This is a genomic window from Streptomyces hokutonensis, assembly GCF_000376565.1.
Classification (GTDB): domain Bacteria; phylum Actinomycetota; class Actinomycetes; order Streptomycetales; family Streptomycetaceae; genus Streptomyces; species Streptomyces hokutonensis.
Window position 1 is genome coordinate 107,527 of sequence record NZ_BARG01000061.1, and the last position, 15,837, is coordinate 123,363.

Below are 15,837 nucleotides of genomic sequence, written 5' to 3' on the forward strand. Positions count from 1 at the left end.
CACCGGGCCCGCAGACAATCACGAACCGTCAGCGCCTATGTCGATGCGCCAGCGCCTCGTAAGACGCCGACAAGGCCGGTGCCGCCTGGTCATACGTCCGCTGCGCCACCCCGATGAACAGGCAGTCCACCACCAGCAACTGACTCGTCCGGGACGACATCGCGGCCGGCCGAAGCTCACTCTCCCGTGCCGTGGACGTCGTAAGGATGTGATCGGCGTACTGGGTCACCGCTCCGTCCGGCCGGCCGGTGATCGCGACGGTCGTGGCGCCGTGTTCGAAGGCGACTCTCAGCGGTTCGATGACGTCACCGGTGGACCCGGAGTGGGTGATCGCGATGGCCACGTCACCGGCCTTGAGCTGCACGGCGTTGGTGACGGCGAGGTGCGGGTCGCTGTGGGCGTGGGCTATGAGCCCTATGCGGAGGAGCTTCTGGGTGAGGTCCTGGGCGACGAGCCCGGACGCGCCGACGCCGTAGATGTCGGTACGGCGGGCGCCCGCGAGCGCGGTGACGGCGGCGCCGAGCTGCGCGGTGTCGAGGCCGGCGGCCGTGTCGGCGAGGGTCTGCTGCTCGTCGTAGGCGAGTTTGGCGACGACGTCGGCGATCGGGTCGTCGACCGCGATGTCGGTGGTGAGGGCGGGCGCCCGCCCGGACTGCTGCTGCGCGGCGAGCCCGGCGAGGGCGAGGCGCAGGTCGCGGTAGCCGGGGTAGCCGAGGATGCGGGCGGTGCGGACGACGGTGGCCTCGCTGGTGCCGGTGAGTTCGGCGAGGCCGGTGACGGTGAGGGCCGCGCAGCCGGCCGGGTCGGCGGCGACGGTCTCGGCGACGCGCTGCATGGAGCGGGTCATGGAGGGGGCGAGGGTGCGCACCTTGGCGGCCAGGGCCGCGGGTGGCGTACTCCCGGTACTCCCGGAGGCGCTTCCGAAAATTTCTTTCACGTCCTGGGTCACTCTTGAAAGATATTTTCGGATCCGGGTTGTGGTCAAGAGTGCGCACAATGGGTGCATGGAAGAACCGACCAGCGACCCCGTCAGTCCCCTGGAGCAGGCGCTGCACGCCGCTCGCGCGCTCGTGCTCGCCGACCTGGCCGCGCGCGAGGTCGTGGCGGCGGACGTGGTGTCGATGGTGGAGGAGTCCGTCGTGCAGCGGCGGTGGTGGGTGGAGCAGTGGCCGGAGGGCGTCGACTACGTGGCCGGGCTGGTCGCGCAGGACGTGCAGGACGCGCTGCTGGAGGCGTACGGCCGCTGGCCGCTCTGCCCGGTCTGCCCGTCCGGTGACCCGCACGCCCTGGAGGTCGAACCGGAGCTGGGACCCGACCCGCACTGGGTATGCCACCAGGCGGGCGTGAAGGTCGCCGCGGTGGGAAACCTGGGTTCCCTGTGACCGTGTACATCGACCCACCGACCTGGCCGGGACACGGCCGTCTGTGGTCGCACCTCGTCAGCGATGTCTCGTACGACGAACTCCACCTGTTCGCCGAGGAGTTGGGCGTCCCGCGCCGGGCCTTCGAGCGGGATCACTACGACATCCCGTCGCATCGTTACGCGGACGCGGTGGCCGCCGGGGCGGTGGAGGTCAGGAGCCGGGAGGTGGTGCGGCTGCTGACGGCGGCCGGGCTGCGCAGGCCCAAGGGGCGGGAGCTGTAGTCCGGTTGGGCGGTCAGCCCTGTAGCTCGTAGGTCAGCTCGTCGAGGTCCTCGCCCACCTGCTTGAAGCCCACGCGGGAGACCACCGCCTGCGAGGCGAGGTTGTCGCGCTCCACGGTCGCGAGGACGATGCGTACGTCGTCCCGCGCCAGCGCCCAGCCGGTCAGCGCGCGCAGCGCCTCCGTCGCGTAGCCCTGGCCGCGCGCGCCCTCCACCAGGTCGTAGCCGACCTCCACGCGGCCCTCCTCGTCGGGGGTGCCGTGGAAGCCCATGCCGCCGATCGCGCGGCCGTCCTCGTGGCGGACGAGGGCGAAGACGCCGAACTCCGGGCGGTGCAGGCCCGCTTGGTACGCCTTCGTCATGAAGGTCGCGGCCTCCCGGGTGCCCTGGAAGGGGCCGCCGTCGATCCACTCGAAGCCGCCCTCGCCGCCGGCGGCCAGGTCGGCGGCGGCCGCCGGGTGGACGCCGTCCAGGGTGAGGCGGTCGGTGGGCAGGACGAGGTTGTTGTGCCAGCGCCACTCGGTGACGGGGGCGCGGCCGGGGAGTTCGCCGCGGCCGGTCGCCCAGAGCAGGGTGCGCCAGGGGTCGGCGCCGGGGCGGACGTGCGGGAAGATCCTGGTGAGGACGAACTCGGCGAGTTTCCGGGCCGGTTGGTAGTCCAGGCCCAGCGCCTGGGCGATGTCCTGGGTGTGCAGCAGCACCTCGGCGGTGCCCATCGCCGCGAAGCCCTCGCGGTTGGCGCTGCGGAACGGGAACGGGTGGAAGGCGCGCACCTCGCGCGGGGTGGTGCGGACGGCGGCGGCGAGGAGCGCGCCGGTCGCCCCGATCACCTCCAGGACACCGGAGTTGTCGGTGCCTTCGTCGAGGGTGATCTCGAAGGGGAGGTACGCCTGCTGCGCCCGGCCGGCCAACTGGCCCGCGTACGCGATGAGATCACTGGCGATGTGCTCGGCGGTGTGGCGGCAGCTCCACTCCAGGCGGTCGGCCCGCACGCCGTCCCAGTCCCGGTCCGTCGCCGTGCCCAGCAGGGCGAGACAGCTCGCTACGGCCTCTTCCACCTGTGGTGCGCCCGTGGTCCCCATGCCGGGGAGCATACGGGCCACGTTCCGCGACCCGCCGTGAATAAATCGGTCACCACTCGCCGTCCTCACCCGGCACTCGGGTCCGCCGAACCCAGCAGGGCCAGTTCCCCCGTCAGGTTGTAGCGCGCCGTCGCCTCCCACTCCGCCAGCCCGTGCGGAGTCCTGAACAGCTGGGGCAGGGAGAGGAGTTGGCGCAGGATCGCCGAACGGCCGTCCCGGAAGGCGTCGTTGGGGACGAAGTGGTACTCCTCGCGGACGGCGGCCGTGTACGCGGCGTACGCCGACGGCGGTGCGGCCAGGACGGCGAGGTCGGCGTCGCACAGGACCATGCCGTCGCGGTCGTCGGCGGCGGGGGCGTGGGTGACGGTGAGCCGGACCAGGCGGGCGACCTCGGCCGTCTTCGCCTCCGGGACCCCGGCCTCGGGCAGCGCCCGTTCGGCCAGCCGCGCCGACCGTTCCTCGTTCTCGGACCGGTCGGGGAGGTAGACCGCGTCGTGGAACCAGGCCGCGAGCCGTACGACGTCCGGGTCGTCGGCGTACTGCGCCAGCACGTCGATGTGGTCCAGGACCGCCGTGAGGTGGGTGAGCGTGTGGTAGTGGCGTTGCGGCTCCTGCCAGCGGGCGAGGAGATTCTCCGCGTACGGCAGCGGGTCGGGTCCGCCGCCGGGCGCCCGGGCTCCTTCCAGAGCACGGGTCCAGCGGGCGCGAAGGGCGTCGAGATCGGCCATGGCCCTTATTTTCCTCCCGCGGCCCCGCCCCTAGCGTGGGACCCATGACTTACGCCGACACGACACACGACGTACGTGATCCCGAACTGCCCGGACGGCTTCTCGCCGGTGAGCGCGACGCGCTGATCCCGCTGCTGCGTTCCCGCTCCGAGGAGGACTTCGCGCTGGCGACCGCCGCGTGTCCCGGGTGGACCGTGCGGGACGTGCTCGCGCACTGCTCGTCCGCGCTCATGCGGGTGGTGGAGCGGCGCTTCGAGGAAGGGGTGTTCTCGCCGGAGTCCAACGACCGGGACATCGCCGAGCGGGCCGACTGGAGCAACGCGCGGGTCCTCGACGAACTGGAGCGCGGGATGACCGAGGCCGGTGCGGTGATCGCCCGTGCGGGCGGGGTCCTGGACGCGGTCGCGCTCGGCGAGTGGGTGCACGCCGGCGACGTACGGGACACCCTCGGCGAGCCCGGCGCCTATGGGGGCGAAAGGCTGGGGTCCGCTCTAACCCTTCTCGGCCTTGTGACCCGTCAGAAAAAGCACCAGCCTCTCCACGCCGACCTCGACGACCTGGACGATCCGCTGCGCCTGGGCGATGTGTCGGGCGACCGCACCCCCGCCCGGTACATCGGCGACGCGGCCACGCTCGTACGGCTGTACTCGGGGCGCCCGGTGCCGGACGGGACGACGTACGAGCTGGCGGGCGCGAAGGCGGAGGAGCTGAACATCTTCGGCTGACCGGACGGCCGCAGGGCCTCGTCGCCGGGGGTGATCTCGCGGCCCCCGACCCGCCCGCGTACCCTGAGATTGGACTAGACCTGTAGCCGCTCCAGGGAACACGACGGAAGGGGTCCTATGAGCACGCGTGCAGTCCTGGAGGTGATCGCCCTCGGCGCCGAGGACGCGATCGCCGCCCAGGCCGGAGGCGCGGACCGCCTCGAAGTGGTCACCGACATCGCGGCCGACGGACTGACCCCGCCGGTCGAGACCTTCGCCGCGATCCGCGCCGCCGTGGACATCGACCTGCGCGTGATGATCCGCCTCGCGGACGGCTTCGCCGCGGGCGACACACAGCGGCTGGTGCGGGTCGCCGGGGAGCTGCGGACCGCCGGCGCCGACCAGTTCGTGCTCGGGTTCCTCGACCCGGACGGCGGGGTCGACCTGGACGCGGTGGAACGCGTCGTGGCCGAACTGGACGGCTGCGCCTGGACGTTCCACCGCGCGATCGACCGCGCCGCCGACCGCGACGCCCTCCGCAAACAGCTCGCCGACCTGCCCGGCCTCGACACCTACCTCACCGCCGGCTCGGCCGACGGCGTCGACGACGGCCTCCCCGCCCTGCTCCGCGAGGCGGCCCTGCACGGCGAACCCGGCTACGAACAGCGCATCCTGGTCGGCGGCGGGCTCCGCCTGGACCATGTCCCCACCCTGCGCGCGGCCGGGGTCGACGCCTTCCACATCGGCGGCGCCGCCCGGCCCGAGGGCTGGGAGCGGCCGGTGTCGGCGGCGGCCGTGGGGGAGTGGCGGGCGGCGCTCGACAGCTGAGGCGCGGTCAGCCGTGCCGGGCGCACGGAGGGTCGTAGGGCAGTTGCGGGATGTACGTGTGCCAGAGCGCCGGTGTCAGGGTGTCGCCGGTCGCGGCGCAGACGTAGGCCGTGGCCGTCCGCACCGACAGGGGCAGGGTGCGGACCGTGTGCTCGCCGTCGCCCAGGAGGAGGGTGGCGCCGTCGGGGGTGAAGGCGACCGCGTTGACGTAGCTGAGGAAGCCGGTCACGGGTGCCCCGTGCGGGCGGGCGCGGCGCGGGTCGGTCAGGTCCCACAGGCGGACCGTGTTGTCGAAGCTCGCGCTGGCCAGCGTGTGTCCGTCCGGGCTGAAGGCCAGGCTGTAGACGGCGTCCGTGTGACCGGCCAGGGGCGGCCCGAGCCGCACGGGGTGCGTGCGGCGGGTGAGATCCCACAGCCGGATACGGCCGTCCCTGCCCGTGCTCGCGAGGGTCCGCCCGTCGGGACCGAACACGATCGAGTCCAGCTGCTCGGCACTCGCGCGCAGCGGCGCGCCCAGTGCGGTCGGACGGTCGGGCCGGGTGATGTCCCACAGCCGCATCGTGCCGTTCCCGTTCGCGCAGACGAGCGTACGGCCGTCGGGGCTCACCGCGACACGCATCACCCACCCGCCGCCCAGGTCCAGGGGCGGGCCGAGGGCGCGGGGCCGGGCCGGATCGGTGACGTCCCACAGCGTGACGGTGTTGTCGGCGTTGGCACCGGCCAGGGTCCGTCCGTCCGGAGTGAAGGCCATGTGCAGGAAGTTGTCGTGCCGGTTGTGCAGCGGTCCGCTCAGCGGCCTGGGCCGGGTGGGTGAGGTGACGTCCCACAGGCGTACGTCGGGTCCGCCGGCCACGGCCAAGACGTGTCCGTAGGGGCTGAACGCGACGGCGTTGACGTACCCGGTGCCGCCGCGGACGGGCGCGCCGAGCGGGCGCGGGTGGGACGGGTCGCGGATGTCCCACAGCCGGGCGGTGTTGTCCTCGGAACCCGTGGCGAGCAGCCGTCCGTCGGGGCTCACGGCGAGCGAGTCGACGTAGCCGGTGTGCCCGGTGAGGATGGTGCGCGGCAGGGTCCACAGCCGGACCGTTCCGTCGCTGCCCGCGCTGGCCAGCGCGCCGCCCCTCGGGTCGAAGGCCACCGCCAGCACATGCCCGGTGTGCCCCTTCAGGGCCTCGGTGAGGGGCCAGACGTCGTCCGGCCGTGTCATGTTGCGCAGCCTGATGTTGTTCTCGTCGCCGCCGTACGCCAACAGGTTCCCGGCCGGTGAGAAGGCCACCGCGTTGACGGCGTTGTTGCTCTCCAACTGTTCGAGCACAGTGGGGTGTTCGGGGTCGGACACGTTCCACAGGTGGGCCTTGTTGTCGCTGCCGCCGACGGCGAGTGTGCGGCCGTCGGGGCTGAAGGCGACCGCCAGGGCAATGCCGGGGACCCCGGACTGGAAGGAGATACCGCCCGGCAGCGGGCCGAGCGGGACCGGGTGCCGGGGGTCCGAGACCCGCCACAGCCGTACTGTCGCCTCGGTGCCGCCGGAGGCGAGCAGAGCGCCGTCGGGACTGAAGGCGAGCCCGTTCACCTGGCGCGCGATGCCGACCGCGGTGAACGGGGTGGCGAGGGATTCGGGACGGTCGGGGACGGTGAGATCGAGGAGCCGGATGCGGCGGTCCTGCCCCGCGACCGCCAGGGTGTGTCCCTTCGGACTGAAGGCGAGGGCCCCGAGCGCCCCCGCGCCGACGTCGTACGGAACGCCGAGGCGGGCGGGACGACGAGGGTCGGCCATGTTCCACAGGCGCACTCTTCCGTCGTCGCCGGTGGCCGCGAGAATCCGCCCGTCCGGGCTGAAGGACAGCACCCGCACCGGACCGCCCGAACCACGCAACGGGGCGCCCAGGGAAGCCGGTTGACCCGCGCGCGCCGTACTCCACAGGCGGATCGTGCGGTCGTCCCCGGCGCTCGCCAGCACCCGTCCGTCGGGGCTGAAGGCCACGGTGTCCACCCGGTCCGTGTGACCCGGTAACACCGTGGACAGCGCCAGGTTCTGCGCGCTGATCAACCGCGTCGCCGTCCCCGCCGCCGGTGCCATCCGCTGTGCCACCAGATCCAGCTGCGCCGCCAACGACGGGTCCCCGAGCCGGACTTGGTCCGCCTCGGCCCTGATCTCGCCGAGGATCGCCGTGTTCCGCTCGTGCCGTGCCGTACCGCGCTGCTGGAACGCGACGACGGCGGAGGCCGAGGCGAGCAGCGCCAGCGCCGCCAGGACGACGACGACCCCGCGGCGGATCCGCCGGGCGCGCAGCCGCAGTCGGGCGGAGGCGGCGAGGAACGCGGCGGTGGTCGCGTCGAGTCGGTCCGTGCCGTGCCGCTCGGTCCAGGCACGGGCCGTCGCCAGCCGGCCGCCCCGGTAGAGCAACTCCGGGTCCCGGTCGGCCTGTTGCCAGGCCGAGGCCGCCTCCTCGAACTGCTGCCGGACCACGTACTCGGCGCGATGCGCCTCGATCCACTGCCGCAGCCGGGGCCACGCCCGCAGCAGGGCCTCGTGGGTGATGGCGACCCGGTCCTGCTCCCGGGTCAGCAGGCGCCCCCGGGTGAACGCCTCGATCACGTCGGCGGTGCCGTCCGTATCCGCGTCGGCGCCGAGCAACTCCGCGTAGACGGCCGGGCGTCGGGTGTCGCCGCTGTCGTCGCCGAACCTGACCAGGCGCAGGAACATCGTCCGCGCCGTGCGCTGGGCGGCAGGGTCGAGCGCGTCGAAGAGGCGGTCGGCGGCGGTGGTCACGCTGTGCGCGATGCCGCCGGTGGCCCGGTAGCCGTCCACGGTCAGGACATGCCCGGCCCGCCGCAGCCAGGTGGCCCGCAGGGCGTGCGCCAGCAGCGGCAGCCGCCCGATCTCGTAGGCGCCCGCCTCCTCGCCCGCCACCCGCTCGCCGGGCGCGGACGCGCCGAGATCGCTCAACAGGAGCTCGACCAGGCCCGGTTCGACGTCGAGGCCGACCGCGCGGGCCGGAAACAGGATCGCCTCCCGGACTCCTTCCGGGGACAGCGGTCCGACGAGCACCTGGTTGCGCTCGACGGCGTCCAGCAGCCGGGGATACGCGGCACAGGGCGTGTAGAAGTCCGAGCGCAGCCCGAAGACCACCAGTCCTGCGGGCGGTTCGCCGTGCGGGCCCGGCTCGGCGAGGTCCAGGACGGTGTCCAGGAACTCCCGGCGCTCCTGCTCGTCGGCGCAGAGCGTGAACAGCTCCTCCAGCTGGTCGACGACAAGTACCGTGCGCCGTCCGCCGGTTGTGCCGTCGGCCGCCTCCGGCAGACACGCGGCCAGGGCCGCCATCGGGTGGGCGGTCGGGGTCAGCCACCGGCAGGCCCACCGCGCCGAACCCGGCAGCGCGCCCCGGGCGATCTCCGGCAGCAGCCCTGCCCGCAGCAGCGAGGACTTCCCGGCCCCCGACGGGGCGACGACGACCAGCGCCCCGCCCTGCGTGAGACAACTGTCCAGCCGTACCAGGAGTTTGGCGACCAGCGCGTCCCGCCCGAAGAACCACCGGGCCTGCTCGGCGCCGAACGCGGCGAGCCCGGGATACGGGCACTCCTGCGACTCGTCGGAGGTGTGCACCCGGCGGGCGGTGCGCACCCCGTCCTCGTAGTGCAGATGGAGATCCCGCTCCGAGGCGTACAGGTCCCGGCGCGCCTGGTAGATCCGGGCCCGGCCGGAGGCGTTGGCGCGCAGGGGGGCGTCCTTCTCGTCCGGGTCGGAGGCGTTGGCGCGCGGGGGGACGTCCTTCTCGTTCGGGTCGGAGGCGTCGGCGCGCAGGCGGACGTCCTCCTCGTCGGCGCGGTGGCCGTCGAACCCGCCCGGGCGGTGGCCGTCGAGCGTGCTCACGACTCGACGATCTTCTGGTCGCGGCCGGCCTGGTACACCCGCCCGTGCCCGGAGGCCTCGGCCCTCAACTCCTGAGGCGCGGGAGGGGTGTTCGCCCGGTCGGCCAGGGTCAGGGCCAGCAGCGGGGCTATCTCCTCGTCGAGCAGGCGGCGCAGCCCCTCCGCCAGGACCCGGTCCTCCCGCAGCAGCGCGGCCAGCCGGAGCTGCCAGTCCGCGACCACGAGCGCCTCCCCGCGCTCGTCCCGCGCCCCGCGCGCCGTGAGCACCCGCTCGCGCGACTGTGTGAACGCCGTGTCCACCAGCTCCGCCGCTTCCGGCCTGCTCCGGCGGCACCAGGCGACCACGGCCGTCCGGACCTGCTGCCAGGCATCCGTGGCCATGGCCCCCACCAGGGCCGTGGCTGTGGTCGATGTGATCGGATCCATCATGATTCCCCCACTTTTCGTGCGATGGACCCCCTACTGTCGGGCCGACCGGGACCACGCCCGTAGGAACCGAACAATTTCGAGCGGGCGCACCGGGGTGAGAGCGGCGCGGACCAGCGCATCCTGTTGCCGTCCGCGCGCCGCGCACGCCCTCAAGTGCGCGCTGGTTCCGGGGTGTTGGCGGGCACGCGCGGCTGCGGTACGGGCCGTGTCGTCAGGGCCGCGACCACCGTCGCCAACAGGGCGAGTCCCGCCCCCGCCAGCAGGAACCAGCGGTCGCCGAACAGGCTCAGCGCCAGGCTGCCGGTGCCGCCGGCCGCCGCCATGCCCAGGTAGAGGGCGCTGCTGTTGAGGGAGATCAGCACGGGTGCGTTGGCGGGGTCGAGCGAGGTGACGCGGGTGATCTGGCCGACCATGATGGCCCAGCCGAACACCGGGGTGAGCGCGGCGGCGACGAGCGCGGTCGGCATGGTGCGCAGCGTCCACGGAGCGGCGGCCGCCACTGCCACGTAGGCCGTGCTCGCGGACAGGATCACCACCCGGGGTCCCCACCGGTCGATCAGCCGCCCGCCCAGCGACGAGCCCGCGACCGCCGCGCAGCCGGACACCAGGAGCAGCAGGGTCAGCCGGTCCTGGGAGCCGTGGGTCGCGTGCCGGGTGGCCACCGTGTAGTAGATGAACGTCGTCTGGAAGGACAGGAAGACCAGGAAGGTGGTGCCGGCCGCGCCCAGCACCCGCCGGTCGGCGAGTGGTGCGAACCGCGCGCGCAGGCTCAACGCGGCCGCCGGCTGCGGGAGTTCGGGCAGGAGCAGGGCCAGTCCGGCGAACGCGGCCACTCCGAGCCCGGTCACCAGCCACATCGTGAGCCGCCAGTCCGTACGGCCGATCCAGGTGCCCAGCGGCACCCCGAGCGCGGTCGCGACGGTCAGCCCGCCCATCACCACCGCGATCGCCCGCCCGCGCCGCTCGGCCGGCACCAGGGTCGTCCCCGCGGCGTTCGCGGTGGGGGTGTAGAGCGCGGCTCCCGCGGCGGCCAGCACGCGGGTGGCGAGCAGGGCGTCGTACGAAGGGGCCAGCGCCGTGAGGGCGTTGGCGGCGCTGAAGACGGCGAGCGCCGTGAGCAGGGCGCGGCGGCGGGGCCAGCGGGCGGTGACGGTGGCCAGGACCGGGGCGAGGACGCCGTAGGAGAGGGCGAAGACGGTGACCATCTGTCCGGCTACCGAGATGGAGACGTCCATATCGCGGGCGACGAGCGGCAGGATGCCGGCCGTCACCATGCCGTCGGTTCCCACGGCGAAGGTGCCGAGGGCGAGCAGGAGCAGGCGTAGGCGCACGGGTCCCCCAGGTGCGTCCGGCGCAGGACTGCGCAACGGTTTGACGTTGGTCAAACAATAGAGACTGTTGGATGATTGTCAAACGGTACGGAGAGGGGTGCGCCCGTGAGCGAGGCGGAGAACGAGTGGCTGCCGCAGCCGGACGTCGAGGACATCGAGCTGGTCAAGGTGTTGCAGGCGCTGGCCGACCCGGTGCGGCTGTCGCTGCTGAAGGTGTACGCGACGGGGGAGCGGTTCAGCTGCGCGCCCGACGCGCTCGGCATCGCCCATCTGCACAAGTCGACCGTCTCGCACCACATGAAGATCATGCGTGAGGCCGGGCTCACCTCGACCCGGGCCGTCGGCCGCAACCGCTATGTGCAGCTGCGGCGGGACGACCTGGACGCGAGGTTCCCCGGCCTCCTGGACTCCCTGCTGAAGTCCTTGCCCGACTAGGCGAGTTGGGCAGGTAGTGGTGCCGTGTGCGTCACGATCAGGCCCGAGACCGCTCGGGTCAGGGCTACGTACAGGCGGCGCAGGCCGGTGCGTTCGTCCGGTTCGCCGTCGACCACCGCCCGCGGCTCGTCGAGGACCACGTAGTCGTACTCCAGACCCTTCGCGAGCGAGGCCGGGACCAGGGTCAGACGCGTGTCCACGGTCGTCTCCTCACCCGGGTCGATGTAGCCGATGCCCGCCGCCGTCAGGGCCGCCGCCAACTCGGGGACACGGGCGTCCGCCGCGATCAGGCCTGTCGAACCCTCGTTGCGCAGCAACTCCTCGCAGGCGGCGACCACTTCGGCCGTCCCTGCGGTCTCCCGGAGGTCGAAGAAGCCCGGGTTCTCACGGACCGAGGCGACCGGGGTCAGGCCCGGCGCGATGTGGGGGAGAAGGCGGGAGGCGTAGGTGATGACGTCCGTCGGTACGCGGAAACCGGCCGTCAACTCCTCGATCACACCGTCCGACTTGCCGAGATGGGCCAGCGCCTCGTCCCAACTCCGCGTCGCCCAGGGCGTGGTGCCCTGCGCCAGGTCGCCGAGGACGGTCGCGGAACCGGTGGTGCAGCGGCGGCCCACCGCGCGGTACTGCATGGGGGAGAGGTCCTGCGCCTCGTCGAGCACCACATGCCCGAGCGAGTGCGTCCGCTGGACGATGTCGGTCGCCTCGTCGATCAACACGGCGTCCGCGGCGGCCCACTTGGCGGCCTTCACGCTTCGTACGGGCTTCGCCCAGAGGATCGTCTTCTGCTCGTCCTCGTCGAGGATCCCGTCCGCGTGGACGGCGAGGAACTCCGCGTCCGAGAGCAGTCGCAGCACCAGCTTCTCCGGCTCGACCGGCGGCCACACCGCCTTCACGGTCGCCTTCACCGCCGCGTTGCGCGCGACCGCGTCCTGCACCCGGTCGTCCGGCGCCTCCCCCGACCGCTCCATCTGCACCAGCACGGCGTGCGCGATGCGCTGGGGGAGGGCCTCGCGGGCGGCGCCGTAGCGGATGTCGCGGTCGAGCAACTCCCGCACGATGGCTTCGAGTTCGTACGCCGGGACCCGCCAGCGGCGCGAGCCGCGCACCACCATCACCGGCTCGGTCGGGATGCTCACATGCGAGTAGACGGCCCTGCGCAGCACCTCCGCCATCCTCGCGTCGCCCTTGATGACGGCGGCCGGGGCCTCGTCCGTGCCGCGCACCTCGACATGGGCGACCAGGTCGTCGACCGTGCCCTGGCGGACCGTCAACTCGCCGAGCGCGGGCAGGACTTGCTCGATGTAGTGGAGGAAGGACTTGTTCGGCCCGATGACGAGGGTGCCGGTGCGGGCGAGCCGCTCGCGGTGGGCGTAGAGCAGATAGGCGACCCGGTGCAGGCCGACGGCGGTCTTCCCGGTACCCGGCCCTCCTTGCACGCACACCGTTCCGCCCAGCCCGCTGCGTACGATCTCGTCCTGCTCGGGCTGGATGGTGGCGACGATGTCGCGCATCGGGCCGACGCGGGGCCGTTCGATCTCCTGCTGGAGCAGCTTGCTGGTGGCGGCGGCCTCGGCCGGGTCCATGAGGTGCTCGTCCTCGTACGCCGTGAGCTCGCCGCCCGTGTAGCCGAAGCGGCGGCGCAGCGAGATGTCCTGCGGGTCCTTCTTCGACGCCCGGTAGAACGGCTGCGAGACCGGCGCCCGCCAGTCGATCACCATCGGGTCGCCGTCGCCGTCGTGCACATGCCGGCGCCCGATGTAGAACTGCTCGCCCTCCGCGCCCTCCGCCTGCTCGGCGCCGGGCGCGTGCAGGTAGTTGAGGCGGCCGAAGAACAGCGGGGTGTCGCTCAGGTCGGCCAGCGCCTTGATGCGCTCGTCGATCTGGCGGGCCAGGACCTCGGCGTTGACCCAGTTCGCCGTGACGTCCTTGATGTCGAGGGACTCGACGTCCTCGCGCATGGCGCGCAGCGCGGAACGGGAGGAGGAGAGGTGGGTGCGTTCGCGGGCGAGGGGGTCGTCGAGGGGATCGCCGAGGGGGTCGGCGGCGGGCGTGGACAAGGGGGTGCCTCCGGAGGACCTGCTGGTGCGGCTGCTGGGTGCGTGCTGGGTGGATGCCGGCCGGTTTCCGTCCGGGCGGCGGCACTCCCTGCGGGGAGGCGGGCAAGAGCGGAGAGTTTAGTGACGCGGGCCCGGCGAGGGCCAATCGTTTTTCGTCCCCAAGGGGACGACCCCTCCACCCGACGGGGGAACGGGTCAGCCCGGAGTCGTACGCGGGCGGCTCGCAGGTTGGCTCTCTGGACCGATGCCGGCCTTATGTCCCAAGACGCACCATGGATTCATGAGCGCAGCAACCATCCACCCGGTCCCCGTCCGCCCGTCCGGCGCCACCCCGGCCACCGGCGGCAGCCACCCCCATCGCCTCGGCAATGCCCTCCGCGCCATAAAAGTGTTCGCGGGCGCCGCGTTCAGCGTGGTCGTCCTCGGAGAGTACGGCGAGGAAGCGGGCATACGCCGTAAGTGACCGCAGGGGTCACTTACGGCTGCGTTCCCCGGGCTCAGCTCTCCGCCAGGATCTCGTCCGCGTCCATGATCCGGTACGCGTAGCCCTGTTCGGCCAGGAAGCGTTGGCGGTGGGCGGCGAAGTCCTGGTCGATCGTGTCGCGGGCGACGACCGAGTAGAAGTGGGCCTTGTGGCCGTCGGCCTTGGGGCGCAGGACGCGGCCGAGGCGCTGGGCCTCCTCCTGGCGGGAGCCGAAGGTGCCGGAGACCTGGATGGCCACGGTCGCCTCCGGCAGGTCGATGGAGAAGTTCGCGACCTTCGACACGACCAGGACGCTGATCTCGCCCTCGCGGAAGGCGCCGAAGAGCTTCTCCCGCTGGGCGTTGGACGTCTCGCCCTTGATCACCGGCGCGTTCAAGTGCTCGCCCAGCTCGTCGAGTTGGTCGATGTACTGGCCGATGACGAGAATCTGCTGACCGGCGAACCGCCGCACGATCGCCTCGGTGACCTTCCGCTTCGTCGCGGTCGTCGCACAGAAGCGGTACTTCTCCTCGGCCTCGGCGGTGGCGTACGCGAGCCGCTCGGAGTCCGTGAGGTTGACGCGCACCTCCACACAGTCGGCGGGCGCGATGTAGCCCTGCGCCTCGATCTCCTTCCAGGGCGCGTCGAACCGCTTCGGCCCGATGAGGGAGAACACGTCCGACTCCCGGCCGTCCTCGCGGACGAGGGTCGCGGTCAGACCGAGACGGCGCCGGGCCTGGAGGTCGGCGGTGAACTTGAAGACGGGCGCGGGCAGCAGGTGCACCTCGTCGTAGAGGATCAGCCCCCAGTCACGGGAGTCGAAGAGTTCCAGGTGGGGGTAGATCCCCTTCCGCCTGGTCGTCAGCACCTGGTAGGTGGCGATGGTGACGGGCCGGATCTCCTTCCGGGTCCCGCTGTACTCGCCGATCTCCTCCTCGGTCAGGGAGGTCCGCTTGATCAGCTCGTGCTTCCACTGCCGCGCGGAGACGGTGTTGGTGACGAGGATGAGCGTCGTCGACTTGGCCTGCGCCATCGCCCCCGCGCCGACGAGGGTCTTCCCCGCCCCGCACGGCAGCACGACGACTCCACTGCCGCCGTGCCAGAAGTTCTCCACGGCCTGCTTCTGGTACGGCCGCAGCGCCCAGCCGTTCTCGTCCAGCTCGATCGGGTGCGCCTCGCCGTCGACGTACCCGGCGAGGTCCTCGGCCGGCCAGCCCAGCTTCAGCAGCACCTGCTTGATCTGCCCGCGCTCGGAGGGGTGCACGGCGACGGTGTCGGGGTCGAGCCGGTTGCCGACCAGCGGGGCGATCCGCTTCGAGCGCAGGATCTCCTCCAGCACCGGCCGGTCGGTGGTGGTGAGGACGAGCCCGTGCGCGGGGTGCTTGGAGAGGGTGAGCCGGCCGTAGCGGTCCATGGTCTCGGCGATGTCGACCAGCAGCGCGTGCGGCACGGGATACCGGCTGTACTCGACCAGCGCGTCCACGACCTGCTCGGCGTCGTGCCCGGCGGCCCGCGCGTTCCACAGCCCCAGCGGCGTCACCCGGTAGGTGTGGATGTGCTCGGGCGCCCGCTCCAGCTCGGCGAACGGCGCGATGGCGCGCCGGCAGTCGTCGGCTCGCTCGTGATCGACCTCGAGGAGCAGGGTCTTGTCGGACTGGACGATGAGGGGGCCATTCACGTACGTACACATCCCTTCCGCACGGCCAAACGTCCAGTGTGCACTACCGGCCGATGATCACGGCCGGCCCTGCGAGGGTGGAGGCCATGGGAGAACTGGTGGACCGGGTGGACGAACAGGACCGGATACTCGGGACGGTGGACCGGGACGAGGCCATCGCGCGGCACTGGCTGCACCGCGTCGCGACGACCGTCTGCCGGGACGGGGAGGGCCGGGTCCTGGTGCACCGGCGGGCGGCGGACATGTCCCGGTTCCCGGGGCAGTACAACTTCCTGGTCGGCGGCGCCGCGGAGGTCGGGGAGTCCTACGAGGAGGCTGCGGCCCGTGAACTCACCGAGGAACTCGGGGTGGTGGCACCGGTCCGGTTCGCCTTCAAGTACCTGTGCCGGGGCGTGATCAGCCCGTACTGGATGGGCGTCCACGAAGCGGTCGTCCGTACGGACATCACCCCCGACCCGGACGAGATCTCCTGGCACGCGTGGGTCACGGAGGACGAGCTGCGGGAGATGGCCGGGCGCCCGACGTTCGTGGCGGACTCCGTCGGGGCGCTGGACCGCTACCTCGCCATGCCGATGCGGTAGC

The 15,837-nt window shown here is 72.5% G+C and carries 15 protein-coding genes; 7 read left to right on the forward strand and 8 right to left on the reverse strand.

What is annotated here, in order from left to right:
* Positions 1-28: 28 nt before the first annotated feature.
* Positions 29-949 carry a MurR/RpiR family transcriptional regulator gene (locus SSP08S_RS36005; RefSeq protein ID WP_026179126.1) on the reverse strand — a complete coding sequence of 307 codons (921 nt, stop codon included), beginning with the start codon at positions 947-949 and terminating at the stop codon, positions 29-31.
* 55 nt (positions 950-1,004) lie between these two features.
* On the opposite strand from SSP08S_RS36005, the gene SSP08S_RS36010 reads away from it, so the two are divergent.
* Positions 1,005-1,382, forward strand: a complete 378-nt coding sequence (locus SSP08S_RS36010) for a DUF8819 family protein (RefSeq protein ID WP_019072496.1) — start codon at positions 1,005-1,007, stop codon at positions 1,380-1,382.
* Entirely contained in the window at positions 1,379-1,645 is a 267-nt protein-coding gene (locus SSP08S_RS36015) for a DUF4031 domain-containing protein (RefSeq protein ID WP_019072497.1), read from the forward strand. The genes SSP08S_RS36010 and SSP08S_RS36015 overlap by 4 nt, the downstream gene beginning before the upstream one ends.
* A gap of 13 nt (positions 1,646-1,658) precedes the next feature.
* Here the strand turns inward: SSP08S_RS36015 and SSP08S_RS36020 are convergent, their stop codons facing one another.
* Together SSP08S_RS36020 and SSP08S_RS36025 are read right to left on the reverse strand one after the other, a co-directional pair.
* Positions 1,659-2,726 (reverse strand): GNAT family N-acetyltransferase, encoded by a 1,068-nt coding sequence (locus SSP08S_RS36020; protein WP_102133490.1) that lies wholly within the window; start codon positions 2,724-2,726, stop codon positions 1,659-1,661.
* A gap of 65 nt (positions 2,727-2,791) precedes the next feature.
* Positions 2,792-3,454, reverse strand: a complete 663-nt coding sequence (locus SSP08S_RS36025; protein WP_019072499.1) for an HD domain-containing protein — start codon at positions 3,452-3,454, stop codon at positions 2,792-2,794.
* A gap of 44 nt (positions 3,455-3,498) precedes the next feature.
* On the opposite strand from SSP08S_RS36025, the gene SSP08S_RS36030 reads away from it, so the two are divergent.
* Together SSP08S_RS36030 and SSP08S_RS36035 are read left to right on the forward strand one after the other, a co-directional pair.
* Positions 3,499-4,179, forward strand: a complete 681-nt coding sequence (locus tag SSP08S_RS36030) for a maleylpyruvate isomerase family mycothiol-dependent enzyme (protein ID WP_019072500.1) — start codon at positions 3,499-3,501, stop codon at positions 4,177-4,179.
* Between the two features lie 117 nt (positions 4,180-4,296).
* Positions 4,297-4,986, forward strand: coding sequence for a copper homeostasis protein CutC (locus SSP08S_RS36035; protein WP_019072501.1), 690 nt, complete (start codon positions 4,297-4,299; stop codon positions 4,984-4,986).
* A gap of 7 nt (positions 4,987-4,993) precedes the next feature.
* Here SSP08S_RS36035 and SSP08S_RS56545 read toward each other — a convergent pair whose 3' ends face one another.
* The 3 genes from SSP08S_RS56545 to SSP08S_RS36050 form a co-directional block, all read right to left on the reverse strand.
* Positions 4,994-8,860: an nSTAND1 domain-containing NTPase gene (locus tag SSP08S_RS56545; protein WP_051106045.1), complete on the reverse strand. Its 3,867-nt coding sequence runs from the start codon at positions 8,858-8,860 to the stop codon at positions 4,994-4,996.
* Complete coding sequence (locus tag SSP08S_RS36045) at positions 8,857-9,288, reverse strand: hypothetical protein (RefSeq protein ID WP_019072502.1); 432 nt, start codon at positions 9,286-9,288, stop codon at positions 8,857-8,859. The genes SSP08S_RS56545 and SSP08S_RS36045 overlap by 4 nt, the downstream gene beginning before the upstream one ends.
* A 149-nt stretch (positions 9,289-9,437) precedes the next feature.
* Positions 9,438-10,619, reverse strand: coding sequence for an MFS transporter (locus SSP08S_RS36050; protein WP_019072503.1), 1,182 nt, complete (start codon positions 10,617-10,619; stop codon positions 9,438-9,440).
* A 105-nt stretch (positions 10,620-10,724) separates the two neighbouring features.
* On the opposite strand from SSP08S_RS36050, the gene SSP08S_RS36055 reads away from it, so the two are divergent.
* A complete protein-coding gene (locus SSP08S_RS36055; protein WP_019072504.1) occupies positions 10,725-11,054 on the forward strand; it encodes an ArsR/SmtB family transcription factor in 330 nt (109 codons plus the stop codon).
* Here SSP08S_RS36055 and SSP08S_RS36060 read toward each other — a convergent pair.
* Positions 11,051-13,114, reverse strand: coding sequence for a HelD family protein (locus tag SSP08S_RS36060; protein ID WP_019072505.1), 2,064 nt, complete (start codon positions 13,112-13,114; stop codon positions 11,051-11,053). The genes SSP08S_RS36055 and SSP08S_RS36060 overlap by 4 nt on opposite strands.
* A 280-nt stretch (positions 13,115-13,394) precedes the next feature.
* On the opposite strand from SSP08S_RS36060, the gene SSP08S_RS59855 reads away from it, so the two are divergent.
* Entirely contained in the window at positions 13,395-13,577 is a 183-nt protein-coding gene (locus SSP08S_RS59855) for a hypothetical protein (protein WP_086022036.1), read from the forward strand.
* A 34-nt stretch (positions 13,578-13,611) separates the two neighbouring features.
* Here SSP08S_RS59855 and SSP08S_RS36065 read toward each other — a convergent pair whose 3' ends face one another.
* Positions 13,612-15,255, reverse strand: a complete 1,644-nt coding sequence (locus tag SSP08S_RS36065; protein ID WP_026179129.1) for a DNA repair helicase XPB — start codon at positions 15,253-15,255, stop codon at positions 13,612-13,614.
* Between the two features lie 86 nt (positions 15,256-15,341).
* On the opposite strand from SSP08S_RS36065, the gene SSP08S_RS36070 reads away from it, so the two are divergent.
* Positions 15,342-15,836, forward strand: coding sequence for an NUDIX hydrolase (locus SSP08S_RS36070; protein ID WP_019072507.1), 495 nt, complete (start codon positions 15,342-15,344; stop codon positions 15,834-15,836).
* Position 15,837: the final 1 nt, after the last annotated feature.

Coding starts and splice junctions, on each gene's coding strand:
- SSP08S_RS36010 (WP_019072496.1), top strand. CDS start 1,005: ATGGAAGAACCGACCAGCGACCCCGTCAGTCCCCTGGAGCAGGCGCTG.
- SSP08S_RS36020 (WP_102133490.1), bottom strand. CDS start 2,726: ATGGGGACCACGGGCGCACCACAGGTGGAAGAGGCCGTAGCGAGCTGT.
- SSP08S_RS36025 (WP_019072499.1), bottom strand. CDS start 3,454: ATGGCCGATCTCGACGCCCTTCGCGCCCGCTGGACCCGTGCTCTGGAA.
- SSP08S_RS36030 (WP_019072500.1), top strand. CDS start 3,499: ATGACTTACGCCGACACGACACACGACGTACGTGATCCCGAACTGCCC.
- SSP08S_RS36035 (WP_019072501.1), top strand. CDS start 4,297: ATGAGCACGCGTGCAGTCCTGGAGGTGATCGCCCTCGGCGCCGAGGAC.
- SSP08S_RS36045 (WP_019072502.1), bottom strand. CDS start 9,288: ATGATGGATCCGATCACATCGACCACAGCCACGGCCCTGGTGGGGGCC.
- SSP08S_RS59855 (WP_086022036.1), top strand. CDS start 13,395: ATGAGCGCAGCAACCATCCACCCGGTCCCCGTCCGCCCGTCCGGCGCC.
- SSP08S_RS36070 (WP_019072507.1), top strand. CDS start 15,342: ATGGGAGAACTGGTGGACCGGGTGGACGAACAGGACCGGATACTCGGG.